This window comes from Roseivirga sp., assembly GCF_049099775.1.
GTDB lineage: Bacteria > Bacteroidota > Bacteroidia > Cytophagales > Cyclobacteriaceae > Roseivirga.
This window is the reverse complement of the sequence record NZ_JAGDZM010000004.1, coordinates 517,977-531,676: the sequence shown is the minus strand read 5'-3', so window position 1 is coordinate 531,676 and position 13,700 is coordinate 517,977. Positions and strand designations below refer to the sequence as shown.

The following is a 13,700-nucleotide window of genomic DNA, read 5'->3' as shown; positions in this document are numbered from 1 at the left end:
CCTATATCTTATCCAATTCCGTTACTGTCAGATCGCTTTCGGTATTACCTGTGTTCAGGGTAGTAGCTGGTTCAAATAGCATAACGCTCACTTCTTCTGGTGCATAAGGCTTATGAGGCACTCCTTTAGGAATAACTACAAATTCACCAGGGCTTAAATGCAACGTTTTTTCTTGCAATTCTATAAATAGTTCGCCGCAAATGACAAAGAACAGTTCATCTTCATGCTTATGCTCGTGCATAACAAATTCACCTTTGAATTTCGCCAGTTTGACGTGCTGCTTATTGAGTTCCCCAACAATTTTAGGTGTCCAATAAGCATCGAAAGTATTAAGTTTCGACTGTAGGTTTACTTTTTCAATTTCAATCATTTGAGTATAAAAGTTTGGCGCTTTAATGCAGATTGCCTTAGTCTATTTAGAAGTGATCTTGGGTTGGTGGCCAATAGGAAAGTTGCATGAATTAGCAATGAAACACATTTTATGAGCTTCGGAGTGTAGTGATATTGCTTTTTCAATGTGTGACGGTGTTTCAATGAGCACTTTAGGGTATAAGGTTACTTCCTTAAATTTTCCGCTACCACTTTTATTTTCCTCCATAGTGCCTGATGCATTATCTTGATAAGAAAGCACATTGATGTGATTAACAGCACAAAGGTGGAGATACCATAACATGTGACAGGCCGAAATAGAAGAAAGAAAGAGTTCTTCCGGATTATACCTGCTTTTGTCTCCTCTAAATGATGGATCAGAAGAACCAAGTATATCGTTCGGTTTGTGATCCATTTTAATGCTGTGGTCTCGGCTATAGGATAGGTAGTCTTTTGTGCCTGTTCCTAGGTTGCCTGTCCATTCTAGCGCAATTTGGTAGTGATGGTCTTTCATTTCTAATCGTTGAGTTTTTGAATAATTCTTTCGCCGAATGAAGACTTTTCGAGGTTGGACTCGAGTACTTCTAGGTGCTTGATAATAGCCGTGTCCTCGTTCATTAATTCGAAAATGACTTCAGTTCCTCTATTCCAGATTTTGGTCAGAATTGGTAATCGGTCTTTAGCTTTTTGTGTCAGTTGAAAGACCGTCTTTCTTTTATCGTCCTTGTCTTTTGAGTGGGTTAGATATCCTTTATTCACCATTTTTTTTGCCATAATATCAATGGATTGGTGGGTAAACTTTAGACGGTTCGCAATTTCCATCACTGAAATATTCGGTGTGTCACGGACTAAAATGAGCACTAAGTACCAATTAGGCTCCCAATCGATATTAAGTTGCTTATACATAGCACGCGTACTATGTGTCATTTTATCGCTTATTCTTTTAAGTCTAGCATCTAGGTTGGAATAGCCCAAGGTTCTAATAAGGTCGTCGTTCATTTTTAAGAGGTTAGTCAAATATAAATAATACGCAGTTAACTGCGTATTATTTATCAACTAAATTTTAATCGTGATGGGTAGCCTAGGAGTGAGGTATAAAAAAAGCCATTCCGAATCGTCGGAATGGCTTTTTCATGAGTGTATTCTTATCAGTTGCCAGACCAGTAATCTTTCATTACTACTGCGTTCTGAGTCATTGTTTTTCCGCCAATTTCTAAAACAACCTTGTAAGTACCAGGGCCTACAGGTCCGGTGATGTACTTCATGTTTTCCAATTGAGCAGCAATGTCTTCATCCGACATACCGAAGCGCTTATAGCGACTGGCTAAATTCTTGAGTTGATTTTCAGATCTTTCTCGAATAATCTTTGTGAAACCCCAAATTCGGTGATTCAAACCTGCTTCGGCATCCATTTCCATTTTGTAGACTTCATTTGTGCCATTATAAATGGTCATTTTGGCCTTTCCACCATTGGCAGTATAGAAATAGATATGAGAACCTGGACGCTTACTTTCACCATTAAAGTTTGTGTAAGCTGAAACATGTCTTAAACCTCTATTGAACTGAACGGCAGGAGTGATGTTGAAAAGTTCAGCACCATTCATCATCGATGAGTTCATTTCTTGTAATGGAGAAATATCGGCAATGAAAATACCACGACCGTGTGTTGCCACAACTAAGTCATTTTCTCTCGGGTGTATAACCATGTCATATGCCGGATTAGTTGGCATATTAGTCATGAACTTAGTCCAGTTAGCACCACCATCAATACTTGCATATACACCTAGTTCTGTACCGACAAATAGGAGGTTAGGGTTTTTGTGATCTTCTCTGATAACATTAACTGGCTCGTTTGGTAATCCATTAGTTAAAGATGTCCAAGTTTTACCATAGTCAGTCGTTTTGTAGAGATAAGCACCAAACTGGTCCCTTCTCATTCCATTGAAACTTACATAAGCCGTACCTGCGCTGTGAGCGGATGCTTCAATTCTTGTGACCCAATATTCTGGGTTGTTTGGAATATTGGCGTTTAGTTTTGTCCATTTTTTACCACCGTTGGTAGTTACATGTAAATTGCCATCATCAGTACCAGCCCAAAGCTCATTAGCATCTAATGGTGATTCTTCCAATGTCGTAATGGTTCCGTACTGAATATTACCAGTTCCAGCCGCTTTTACTTCGTCATTGTTACTTAGGTCTTCACTAACTTCTTGCCAATTTTCACCGCGGTAAGTTGACTTTAATACTTTGTTTCCCGCATGGTAGATTACATCCGAATTGTGTTGAGATACAACAATAGGAGCATTCCAGTTCCAACGCATGCCATTGCCTCTATAACGGATACTCTTAGAAATGCCAGTTTTCATATCTAATCGGCTCAGAGGGCCAAACTGCGACTCGTTATAAAGGAACCTGTTGTTTGTTCTGTCAACCACATTGTACATGCCGTCACCGCCACCTACTCTTGCCCATTGTTCGAAAGTAATGGCGCTGCCATCTTTCATACTACTCGGACCTTTTACAGAACCGTTGTCTTGTAAACCACCATAAACATTGTAAGGATAGGCCATATCAACATCTACTGCGTAGAACTGGGCTAAAGGAATTTCATCAGGGTGATACCAAGTTTTACCAGCATCGTACGTAATTCCCATACCGTGATCGTAACCTAAAACCATATGTTCAGAATCGTCTGGGTCAATCCACATGGCGTGGTTGTCCCCTCCAAAACGGAAGGCAGTACCCCAGTTTTTTCCAGCATCTTTAGTTTCCCAAACTCTAATACCGATCACATAAACATGATCTTCATCATTTGGGTCTACTCTTACTTGTTGGTAGTAGTAAGAAGGTGCTCCTCCAATATCTACTCCGTCAGGGCTTATTTTCTTCCAAGTTTTTCCACCATCACCTGAGCGATACATTTCAACGCCTTTAACGCTTTGACCTCTTTTAAGTGGAATACCCACTTCTAGCATTCTTCTTCTTTCTTCTACAGAAACACCATCAACATTTACATTCTCAATGTTGGCATAAAGCACATTAGAATTTCCAGGTGCATATGCCACACCAATTCTACCAAGGAATCCACCTGGTAATCCGCCTTCTAATTTAGTCCAGGTACGGCCACCGTTTGTACTCTTATAGATTCCGCTACCTTCTCCGCCTTCGTTGAATGTCCACGGCGTACGGATTTTATCGTATGCTGCAGCAATTAGTGTATTAGGATTGCTTGGGCTCATTGCCACATCCACAACACCAATATATTTTCCGTCAGCTTTCTTTACTTCAAGAACTTTTTTCCAAGTCTTACCGCCGTTGGTGGTTTTGTATAATCCCCTTTCTGGGTTATCAGAATATAAATGGCCTAATGCTGCCACATAAACAACATCAGAGTTTTTAGGGTCGATTAGGATTCTTCCAATGTGTTGTGATTCGGGCAAACCCATGTTCTTCCATGTTTCACCACCATCGGTAGACTTATAAATGCCATTTCCCCAATAAGAACTTCTTGAGTTATTGGCTTCGCCAGAACCAGCCCATACTACGCTGGTATCTCTTTGATCTACGGCAACAGCTCCTAAGGAAATGATGTTTTCATTGTCGAAAAGTGACTTCCATGACTGTCCATTGTTGACAGTTTTCCAGAGTCCACCAGAAGCGGTCGCTGCGTAAATTACTTTTGGAGATTTATCTACAACCGCAAAATCAACGTATCGTCCACCTTGACGTGTAGGTCCAATTTCACGGAATTTGATGCTTTCGACTACTTGAGCCGGTATTTGCTGAGCATTTGACTCGGATAAGCCTAGTGCGGCTATCATTAAGCAAATAGCAATTGATTTAAGTTTGTTGAGTGTTCTAATCATCGTCTTTTTAAGGTTAGAAGTGTTTGAAATTAAAGCAAATTCGGGGTACCTCAAAAGCCAGAATCTAAGATTATATAAGTGGTATTGAAGGACGCTTTCAGTCAAGAATGCCAACTTGTAAGGTTAATTATCGTTCTGACTGTTAATAAAATGTACTTTTTGTTTGTCTTAATAGACATATTTGCGTAGAACGGGCATTTTTGAAATTGATGAATATGAAGAATTTTTTAATAGCTATGCTGATAAGTTGCTGGGTATTGCCAGCACTTTCGCAGGAAGAAAAAAGCGCGCAAGATTATTACACCGCTGCTCAAAATGCATATGAGCAAAAGGACTATGATGAATTTCTTAAAGAAATTCGAAGTGCCAATAGGCTGAGACCGAATCACCCAGTTATCGTACCACGTTTGGCAGCAGCTTGGGCCCTTAGTGGTAGAAAAATTAAGGCTGTGCAAACCCTAAATCAGATGATGCTCATGGATGCTTCATATGACTTTGAAAATAATGTAGATTTTGACAACATCAGAAATCATAAAAACTACAAAAAACTGCTTCAACTACAGAAAAAGATGAGCACCGAGGAAGTGAACGATGAGCTTTTCAAAACAATTAACGCAGCTCATTTACACCCTGAAAGTTTTGTGGTGCTAGAAAATGGAGAAATCTTGCTTGGCAGTATTAGAGAAAAGAAAATTGTTAAAGTATCTAATGATGGTCAAATGACTGATTGGATAGAGGAAACACCTTATGGTGTAATGGCAATGAAGCCTGACTATGAATCTGGAATTCTGTGGGTGACATGCGCGTCATTACCTGAGACGATTGGGTTCTCAAAAAACGATACCGGAAAATCCACGGTACTCCAGATCAGGATGTCGGATGCACAGATTCTGCAAGGCCTTGTTTTTGAAGATAATTCCACCATTGGAGATATTGCCATAGACAAAGAAGATAGAATATGGCTATCCAATAGTGCGAGTCCATATTTAACTCGAAACGATACGGATACCACAAGCTATTTGGGCGCTTTCAGTGGAAAACAATTCGACCTGAGTGATGGGTATTTTAATTTACAGGGCTTGACCCTGACCGAGGACGAAAAGTATTTATATGTCTCCGATTACATTAAAGGTATATTCAGAGTCAATTTAGATCCCAATGGCAACGAAGACAATATTAGAAATGTAAAATCGCCAAGAAGTATTCTCTTGAAAGGCGTTGATGGATTATATTATCATGAGAATTCATTAATTGCTATCCATAATGGTGCAAAACCATTTAAGGTGATGCGGTATTATTTAAATGAATCGGGTGATGTAATTGAACGGGAAGAGGTGATTAATAGAGGAGGAGCGAGTTTAGGAGAACCAACTTTGGGACAGGTTAAAGATGGCTATTTCTACTACCTTGCCAATAGCCCTTGGGGTGCTTATGACTTGAAGTATAACCTCGATATTGAAAAGATTAAACCTATAGAAATCAGAAGGTATAAGTTAGATTAATGTCAAAACCCCGCAAAGACAAACCACTGAATATGCCCCGATATCGTGGAGGGGATGAAGCCTTGAAGAAGTTCGTTGATGAACACTTAAAATATCCCAAGGAAGCGGTTTTGGCTAAAGTGGAAGGACCTGTAGAGGTTTCATATAGTGTTGATGGGCTAGGTAGGGTTTCCAACGTACAAGTAATTCATTCGCTAGGTTATGGCTGCGATGAAGAAGTCATAAGGCTCGTTAAACTACTCAAATTTGAGAAAGCCTATAATAAAGGGAGGGCGGTTACAGCCCATAAAAAACTTAAAATTGATTTTAAACTTCCCAAAAAGAAGGAACAGAAATTGGCAATCAATTACACTATAACTGCTTCTGAGAAGCCGAAAACTGATTCAAAAAAGATCAGTTATAAGATTTCCATCTGAGGTATTGTTAAAAACAGAGCTCTGAGGATTTATTCAACCGAATTAATAACTTAGGACTTCGGCAATTCTAAAACCTAACATCATGAAATCCTACCCAAAAGTATTATTCGTTTGTCTATTAGTGTGTGCAACATTAGCTACTGGTTGTCTTGCGAATTATGACAATGAATCTGAGGAAACAATAACCGCGGAAAAAGAATTAAGGCACGTCGTGCTTTTCAAATTTAATCAAGATGCCGACCCACAGGCGGTAAAAAAAGCGGAAGATGCATTTTTAGGCTTGCCTTCAAAGATATCAGAGATTAAGGCATTGGAATGGGGCCTGAATAATAGTCCCGAAGGACTTGAGAAAGGCTTTACGCACTGCTATTTTTTGACTTTCGCCAGTGAAGAAGATAGGGCTGTTTATTTACCTCATCCAGATCATAAAGCCTTTGGTGCCTTATTGGATGGCATATTAGCGGATGTCTTAGTATTTGATTATTGGGCTAATCGTTAATCGAATAGTAGTTCTCGGAAAGGACAAATCTTTGTCCGTTTGATAATCTTATCTTTTCCAGATTAACTCAGGAATTCTTTCGTTTTGTTGTATGATTTGAGCCGCCTTCAGATGAAACACCACGCTCTTGATCATTTTGTCACTAATCCAACTGTCTGCAGCCCATTCAGTACTATGATACCAACGTTCTATGTCCTCTAATTGCTGATCATATCGCTTACTGACGACTGGGATCATGTCATTATCATGCATGAATTGTTGGCAACTGTCTTGAATTATATCGAGCATTTTGTCTATGGCATCTGCTTGCTTTTTTAATACCTTATCAGAAGCTGCGATGACAAAACAAGGCCATGGTGTTAAGTATTCTCCAATTCGACGAATCTTTCCGGCATCCACATAAGGTTTTGTTGTATATTTTTCCCAGTAGAAAACATCCGTTTCCAGTGTATTTAGAGAGCTGAGTGCACCATCTAAATTGTTAATAACCGTAAACTGATCTGGCCTAATGGTGTGTCCTTTACTGTTGGCATTAACAATGGAGATTAGATGAGAGCCTGAGCCAAAACGACTGATAGCGTGTTTTTTGTCAAAAGTAAAATCCTTGTATTGCAGCGGATTATCTAGCCCGGTATGTATCCCCCAGGTTAATGGTGTGATTACATATTCGCTTATAATTTTACTTGGGTTGCCTTTAATAATGTCAGCAATTATACCCTCTGTCAAAAGCAGGCAAACATCTATTTGATCTTCCCGCAATGCCTTGGTCATTTGCCCTGTACCACCATAAAAATCAGTCCATTCAATGGAAATGCCATGTGCCTTAAACAGGCCTTTTTCATTAGCCAAATGGATGGGTAAGTTAAAGTGCTCCGGTACACCGCCAATTCGAATTAGAGTTTCGCTCATTTAAATTATCGCTTCAGCCATTTAAATTATGAATGCGAATTTATATGAATGAATGAGATAATAAGAGCTCTTCATGACAAAGGGTATTAATCTGATTTGAGGGTGCTTAAAAATGTACGACCACTCCAATCTATATTATGCCGATACAAATGTTGAGAGTCTGTCGAAAACTGAACCCCATCCATTCATAAAGCCCATTTGTTCTTGTTGTTGACAATATTCTGCAGTAGGGTGAACCACACTAAACTTAAACTTTGTTTTATCTCCAGCCGATTCAAAATAAGCCTGTATTTCCACTCCTTCAGTCATAGGTTTAAAGTTAGCCGATGAAATAATATGTTTTAGTTCAGTAATCGCTTTATAAACGCCATCAGCTATGAATTCATTACTATTCGGCATTGTCATGGCATACTTCCATGCACCTCCCACTTTAAAGTCATGCGCTAGTACACGGGTTTCCATGCCCTGAGGACCCCACCATTTGGCAATGTGTTCTGAGTTCGTCCACGCTTCCCAAACTAGTTCGATAGGGGCGTCAAAAGTTCTTTCTAAGCTTAATGTTCTGTCTTTAGCATCACTCATTGTTTTCTGTTTTAGATTTTAATTCCATCAAATAGCGCTCAAAAGAGTCAAGTTTATTTTCCCAAAGCACTTTATACTGTTCCATCCAAAGAAAAGCGGGAACGAGCTGTTGCGGTTGAATTTTGCAATAGCGTTCACGTCCTTTTTTGTCGATGGCTATGATGTCACATTCATTTAAGATTTTGAGGTGTTTAGAAATAGCAGGACGGCTTATTGCGAATTCTTCAGCCACTTCGTTTACGGTAAGTGGTTCTTTTGAAAGCAATTCGATAATGTCTCGTCGAATAGGATCGGCTATGGCTTGAAAAACATCTCGTCTCATTATTAAATGTAACTGTTTAGTTACAAATATAAGTGTAACTATTCGGTTACACAATTTTTGTGGTCTGAAAAATGGTAGTTTTTTGATAGGTGAGAGCAATAGATTTATAGGATGCGATACCCAAACCGAAGGTTCAATTGTAGAATTGCTTCTCCAACGTTTACTATTTCTTTATGAAAAGTATATTGATAACCAATACCAATACCAAGTTCATAATTCCACTTTTGACCAACTTGCCTTCTAATACCCCAAGTAGGGAGAAGGGTTAACTGGTTCACAGGAAACAGGTTGTTAACATTGGTGATTTCAAACCAATTTGGCGAAAGACTCGTGCGAAAGGAAAGGTAATTTGCACTGTTACTTTTTGTGTTTTTATCTAATGCATCGCGTTTCTCAAGATTGTAATACCAACGAGGTTCAAAAGATAAAATGGGAGAGAAAACATATTGTACCCCATCAAAATTAATACCCCCAAAGAGTTCTCCTTCAAAACCTATTTCGGTTCTTATAGCAAAACTTTCCTTGATTTTAACCTCTCTGTAGAGCCATATGCCGAGAATTCCTGTTTGAACTCCAATGGTAGAATTCTCAACGCTGGGCTCATCTATTTCGTCAATCTGTCCATAAGTCAGGATGCTCGAAAAAAGAAAAATTAGTAAGATTAAAAGTCTATTCATAGTTTCAGAAATCAGAAATTTTTGTTGGAAAAACTAGGCTTCGTTTCTAGTCTTAAAAACCTCGATTACTGTTTGTGCGGGTTCCAAATCCAATTCATTAATGAATAATCGGCATGAGCCTGCAGTACCGAAGCCTGCAATATTGCCGTCATTAGCTTCGCTTCTTAAAAGGGCTTTTATGCCTACGTCTTCTAATTGTGCTTTAAGAATTTGAGATTCGAAATCCGTACCTTCATATATTAGTTTGAGATCACTCATGTTGTGCTGTTTGTTGACGTAGATATTTACGTTCAATAGTTTGAGAGGTTCAAACCAAACATAGCTTAAGTTTCAATCCCTATTTTTGAACAGCAATTAAGATAATAATTATGATTGGAAATTGTTCGATGCCCTAAGGCTCAATTATCTTCGGAGGCGATAGCAATAGCCTTCTCCAATATTTCGTCGACACCTCCTTGGATTCCAGCAATAGTTCTTTTGACTTCTACATCTATTTTAATGCCGACTCTTTGAGCAGGGGTGCCGTCAGGATACTCGATGCCATTGCCTGACATGCTGGTGCGGTAGCCTCCCATGTAAGTGAAACCGACTACGTCGCCATCAGCTCCCGTAGTTTGACTGCCCACAGTTATTGCATTGTCGGCTGTCTGAAATGCCATAGCCGTAAATTCTGCTCTACTGATTGTTTCTCCATTGACTAAAATGATGATTTTTCCTTTATAATTATCGGCACTACTTCGAGTAGAAATATTCAATGGCGGTAAGAATTTCCCAGGGTACTTCAAGTATGGTCTGTATGTAGTCGCAAATGGCGTGCTTTTTGAATTTAAGAACTGCGAAATCATCATATAAATGAATTCCGGGTAATTTCTTATGTCTATGATGATGGACTTTTTGTCTTTGAAGGATTCGAGTATATCCAAAATGTCATTTGCTTTGATATTGGCCATGTCCATATAGCCGATATCGCCATTGATAATTTTTGACTTTACGATCTCTTTTTTTGTACCACCACCTAAGGCTTTTGACTCATACCTTTTTGCGGTGGTATTAATAATTTCACTACCTCTCTTGATAGTAAAATCGACACTTGTTTGTTTGCCCATCAAAATATCATAAAAGTAATAGCTCTCTGCCTTGGCATTTGGGTTCGATCCAGCAAAGTACTTTCCCATCTTTTTTCTTTCTTCTTGTACATCTTTGCCATCAACTTTGAGAATAACATCTCCTAGTTTCAAGTTGCTTTCTAGCGCCAATTCTTCATTATAGAAGCCAGTTATAACGGCTTGGCCTTCAATGTTTCCCAATTTTACCGGTAGGTAATTGGGGCGTTCACTGTCAAACAAAATTTGGGCATGTGAATCGTCAATGCTTGCGACTAATTCTCTTATAGCATTGTGATAAGACGTTTTATCTGTTGCGTTTTTAAATTTCGGAATGGATTCAAATAAAACAGCATCCCAATGTTTATCTGTTAAGTGTTTATAGGGAAAGAAGTATTCTATAATATTCCAGTAATTAATAAAACCAAGTAAGCGATAAACTTCAGATGGGTAGTCAAAGTCAGTGTATTCGGTTTGGTTAGTCACCTTTATCTGCCCTACAGATTGTGTGGCAACATAGTGCTGCTCTCCTTGATGCCTATTCTTTTCAATGAACTTCAGTTGGTCTTTTACTTTTTGGTTAAATGCTGTAGAATTTTGAGTCCAAGAAAGGTCAAAGTTCTTTTCAAAAAAATCTTTTTCTTCTTCACAGCTTTCGCATGGTTTTACCACGCCTAAGCTTTCAATCCATTGGTAATAATAAGCTGATAATGACTCGGTATTGTTGTTTTCAAGCATTTTTGGAAGTTCGTCTACAAAAGCTTGATCCCAGTTGTGTTGACCCGATGCTACGCTAGGATGATAATATTTAAGAAAACCATACACCTTGGCAAAGACTGCGATTTTATCAGTATCGGAAAATTTATTTTGGGCTTGTATTTCAGTTAGTCCAAGTGCAAAAGTTATCAGCAGGAGTAAGGCTCGTTTCATGTTCAGTGAGTGTTGGCTTATTATGACTGTTTGACGTCCTTGATCCGCATTTGTAACTAAATTTTGGATTTATTTCTTATCACCTTTCTTCAACCTGTTGTTCGTCAGTGTTATAGAGGATGAAATAATTTTAGGAACAGATGGCTTATTTGAGGTACTCAAACTTTTCTAGATCGGCTATTTTGAAATAACGATTTTCTTTAAAGTTCTTTTTACAGTACTTCATACTGGCTTTTCATTTTTATGACTTCGTACTGAACTGTCTTTTCTTCTATAACTTTTTGAACTTGCGCATAAGTAATGCTTGAGATCAATAGAATTGCAATTGTTGTAATCGTAATTTTCATATGTTTAAACGTAATGAAGGAGGTTTTACCCTGAAAATCATTTTATGCCAAGGGCGGGAAGAGAAGTATCATTATCGCAGACTGAACAAGCTGGGCTTTCTAAAAACTATCTATGCTAATAGAAGTTCTTCGTTCTTATTGAGATACTCCGGTATTGTCTTTTTCTATGGGTATAGTTGCCTATTAATACTGATTTAGTAGTGGAGGGGACGAAGAAGTTATAAATGGAATTTTGATCTTTTGATAAGCCCCCACCATATAATGATGGGGACTATGTTGTTGTATTGAGTTTGGATTTATTTTTTAATGAATTGGATGGGTTCGTTTTGAGAAAAGAGCTCTAAAGTTGTAATCTCACCGCTTAAATTGTCTGTAAATTTTACGCTGAATTCAGGCGAATAGGAGTCTTTAAAATCCTGAGTCACTCTTATATCAAATGTGTTATAATGCATGTGCTGAAGTCTGAATTTATAAGAAGGTAAGAGCGCAAAAAGCTCATCATCTTCATAAATAACCTCAATGGTACCATAACCTTTTGCTGCGTATTGGCCCACGAAATCTTGTATAGGTCGATTTGGTTTTTTTTCTTTATTAATCGGCTTCTTATCCAAATTAGGCTTATACAGATCGGTAATCACAATAGGGTATTCATCAATAGGATTAAGGCCAAGTATACGTCTACTAATCAAATCACAAATTATGTATGGCAACAAAGAATGGTCTTGGTTAGTCAGAACCACAATGCCTAATTCTTGATGAGGAAACATGTCTAGGTTAGTGCTAAATCCAAATGTGTTACCCCCATGCCGAACACGAAAATGCCCTTCATAAGCTCTAAGTCTCCATCCAAAACCTTCGCCCATTAAAAAGGCGCCTTCAGCGTATTCTTCACGCTTAGTATTTTGGAGTTGTGTAGCCTGATTGACATAGGATTCGGGAATAATTTGTTTGTCATTGAGTTGCCCTTTATTAAGCCATACTCGCATCCAATTTGCTAAGTCTAATACAGTGCTTTTAATGGCTCCAGCTGGTCTAATAGAGTTGTATTTTTCATAAGCGACTAGCTTGGTTTTTCCCTCTTGCCTGCCATAGCCCAAGGCAAAGTTTCTAGTTGCCTTCATTTGGGAGATTTCAGTGAAGGTAGATGACATTTCCAAAGGTTGGAATAGCTTAATCTTGTTATAGGCTTCCCAACTCTTTCCTGACGTCTGTTCAATAATGGTACCTGCCAAAGAGAAAGCCATATTACTATAGGAGAAACTATTTTTTACTTCAGCTTGTGGTGGCAGGTGTCTAAGCCTGTGGGCTACGGAAAGTAAATCTTTCTCTGGGAAAAATACTTCTGTAGTTCCCTGGTTGCCTATGCCGCTTTTATGGCTCAGTAAGTCATCAATAGTGATGAGCTCGTCCATTTTTCTATTGTAAAAATTAAAATCAGGAAGGTGATTAGCAGGTCTGTCGTTTAGGGAAAGTTTACCCTCCGATTCTAGGATTCCGATCAGGGCTCCTGTAAAGGCTTTTGTCATTGAACCCAATTGAAAAACAGTATTTGTGGACACTGATAGTTTTGCTTCTAGATCACGATAACCAAAACCTTTAGCGTAAATTACTTCATCCTTAAAAACAACAGCGACTGAAAGACCTACGCTATTATAGGTATTCATAATAGAATCAATCTGCTGATCTAAACCCAATATGTTTGGCGACATACTTTGGCTCAATGCGCCATTAGTTGTAAATGAGATGCATAAAAATACTAGTAGTAATCTCATCCGTTTTATGCTGTAACGTATAGTCATATTAGCTTAAATTTCAGTTCGTTTGTAAGGCGCTAAATCTTCCTGTTTTAAATCCTTAAGCTCTGGGGGACAGGTAGATATCATTGTTGTTAAAAGCAAAACTATGCCATCCGACGGTTTGAGCAACTACCCTTAAGTGTAGTTCTTTTAAAGAAATTTTGCCTGCTTGATTTGAATGAAATTTGATTCCGAAAGGTGGTAACAGTCGTGCTCAAGTATGTGTAATTCGCTACTCGAAAAACAAGATGAAATGGCCTTTAAATAATGAGAAAAGAGCTTTCTGTTTCTGTTCTTGCCTTGAAGAACTGCGGATGAATTGGCCTAAGTTTTTACTTACTCCAATCCATTATTTTCCCTTAGGATTTTTTTGCGCAAAAGT

Annotated in this window: 15 protein-coding genes; 3 read left to right on the top strand and 12 right to left on the bottom strand. The window is 38.5% G+C overall.

Translation table 11 applies throughout. The features are described from left to right. Position 1 precedes the first annotated feature (1 nt). The 4 genes from JXQ92_RS06820 to JXQ92_RS06805 all read right to left on the bottom strand — a co-directional run bounded on the left by JXQ92_RS06820 (position 2) and on the right by JXQ92_RS06805 (position 4,235). Positions 2-370, bottom strand: a complete 369-nt coding sequence (locus JXQ92_RS06820; protein WP_421985851.1) for a cupin domain-containing protein — start codon at positions 368-370, stop codon at positions 2-4. 42 nt (positions 371-412) lie between these two features. Further along, the gene (locus JXQ92_RS06815) at positions 413-883 is read right to left on the bottom strand and encodes an OsmC family protein (protein ID WP_421985850.1); all 471 of its coding nucleotides are present in this window, start codon (positions 881-883) and stop codon (positions 413-415) included. A 2-nt stretch (positions 884-885) separates the two neighbouring features. Then, entirely contained in the window at positions 886-1,368 is a 483-nt protein-coding gene (locus JXQ92_RS06810) for a MarR family winged helix-turn-helix transcriptional regulator (RefSeq protein ID WP_421985849.1), read from the bottom strand. A 149-nt stretch (positions 1,369-1,517) separates the two neighbouring features. After that, on the bottom strand, positions 1,518-4,235 hold the full coding sequence (locus JXQ92_RS06805; RefSeq protein ID WP_421985848.1) for a VPS10 domain-containing protein: 2,718 nt from the start codon (positions 4,233-4,235) through the stop codon (positions 1,518-1,520). Positions 4,236-4,450: 215 nt separating this feature from the next. Here JXQ92_RS06805 and JXQ92_RS06800 point away from each other — a divergent pair, with 215 nt between their 5' ends. The 3 genes from JXQ92_RS06800 (at position 4,451) to JXQ92_RS06790 (ending at position 6,652) form a co-directional block, all read left to right on the top strand. Continuing rightward, on the top strand, positions 4,451-5,737 hold the full coding sequence (locus JXQ92_RS06800; protein WP_421985847.1) for a hypothetical protein: 1,287 nt from the start codon (positions 4,451-4,453) through the stop codon (positions 5,735-5,737). Next, the gene (locus JXQ92_RS06795; RefSeq protein WP_421985846.1) at positions 5,737-6,153 is read left to right on the top strand and encodes an energy transducer TonB; all 417 of its coding nucleotides are present in this window, start codon (positions 5,737-5,739) and stop codon (positions 6,151-6,153) included. Before JXQ92_RS06800 ends, JXQ92_RS06795 begins: the two co-directional genes overlap by 1 nt. Before the next feature lie 82 nt (positions 6,154-6,235). Further along, positions 6,236-6,652 (top strand): Dabb family protein, encoded by a 417-nt coding sequence (locus JXQ92_RS06790; RefSeq protein ID WP_421985845.1) that lies wholly within the window; start codon positions 6,236-6,238, stop codon positions 6,650-6,652. Between the two features lie 48 nt (positions 6,653-6,700). On the opposite strand, the gene JXQ92_RS06785 is transcribed toward JXQ92_RS06790, so the two are convergent. The 8 genes from JXQ92_RS06785 to JXQ92_RS06750 all read right to left on the bottom strand — a co-directional run bounded on the left by JXQ92_RS06785 (position 6,701) and on the right by JXQ92_RS06750 (position 13,294). Beyond that, positions 6,701-7,561 carry a substrate-binding domain-containing protein gene (locus tag JXQ92_RS06785; RefSeq protein WP_421985844.1) on the bottom strand — a complete coding sequence of 287 codons (861 nt, stop codon included), beginning with the start codon at positions 7,559-7,561 and terminating at the stop codon, positions 6,701-6,703. Positions 7,562-7,696: 135 nt separating this feature from the next. Then, the gene (locus tag JXQ92_RS06780; RefSeq protein ID WP_421985843.1) at positions 7,697-8,143 is read right to left on the bottom strand and encodes an SRPBCC family protein; all 447 of its coding nucleotides are present in this window, start codon (positions 8,141-8,143) and stop codon (positions 7,697-7,699) included. Next, positions 8,136-8,465 (bottom strand): ArsR/SmtB family transcription factor, encoded by a 330-nt coding sequence (locus tag JXQ92_RS06775; protein WP_421985842.1) that lies wholly within the window; start codon positions 8,463-8,465, stop codon positions 8,136-8,138. Before JXQ92_RS06775 ends, JXQ92_RS06780 begins: the two co-directional genes overlap by 8 nt. Positions 8,466-8,569: 104 nt before the next feature. Next, a complete protein-coding gene (locus JXQ92_RS06770) occupies positions 8,570-9,142 on the bottom strand; it encodes a hypothetical protein (protein ID WP_421985841.1) in 573 nt (190 codons plus the stop codon). Between the two features lie 33 nt (positions 9,143-9,175). Then, entirely contained in the window at positions 9,176-9,400 is a 225-nt protein-coding gene (locus JXQ92_RS06765; protein WP_421985840.1) for a putative signal transducing protein, read from the bottom strand. 140 nt (positions 9,401-9,540) lie between these two features. Beyond that, positions 9,541-11,175, bottom strand: a complete 1,635-nt coding sequence (locus JXQ92_RS06760; RefSeq protein WP_421985839.1) for a S41 family peptidase — start codon at positions 11,173-11,175, stop codon at positions 9,541-9,543. A gap of 212 nt (positions 11,176-11,387) precedes the next feature. Further along, a complete protein-coding gene (locus JXQ92_RS06755) occupies positions 11,388-11,522 on the bottom strand; it encodes a hypothetical protein (RefSeq protein WP_421985838.1) in 135 nt (44 codons plus the stop codon). A gap of 296 nt (positions 11,523-11,818) precedes the next feature. Further along, on the bottom strand, positions 11,819-13,294 hold the full coding sequence (locus tag JXQ92_RS06750) for a serine hydrolase (protein WP_421985837.1): 1,476 nt from the start codon (positions 13,292-13,294) through the stop codon (positions 11,819-11,821). Between the last annotated feature and the right edge of the window lie 406 nt (positions 13,295-13,700).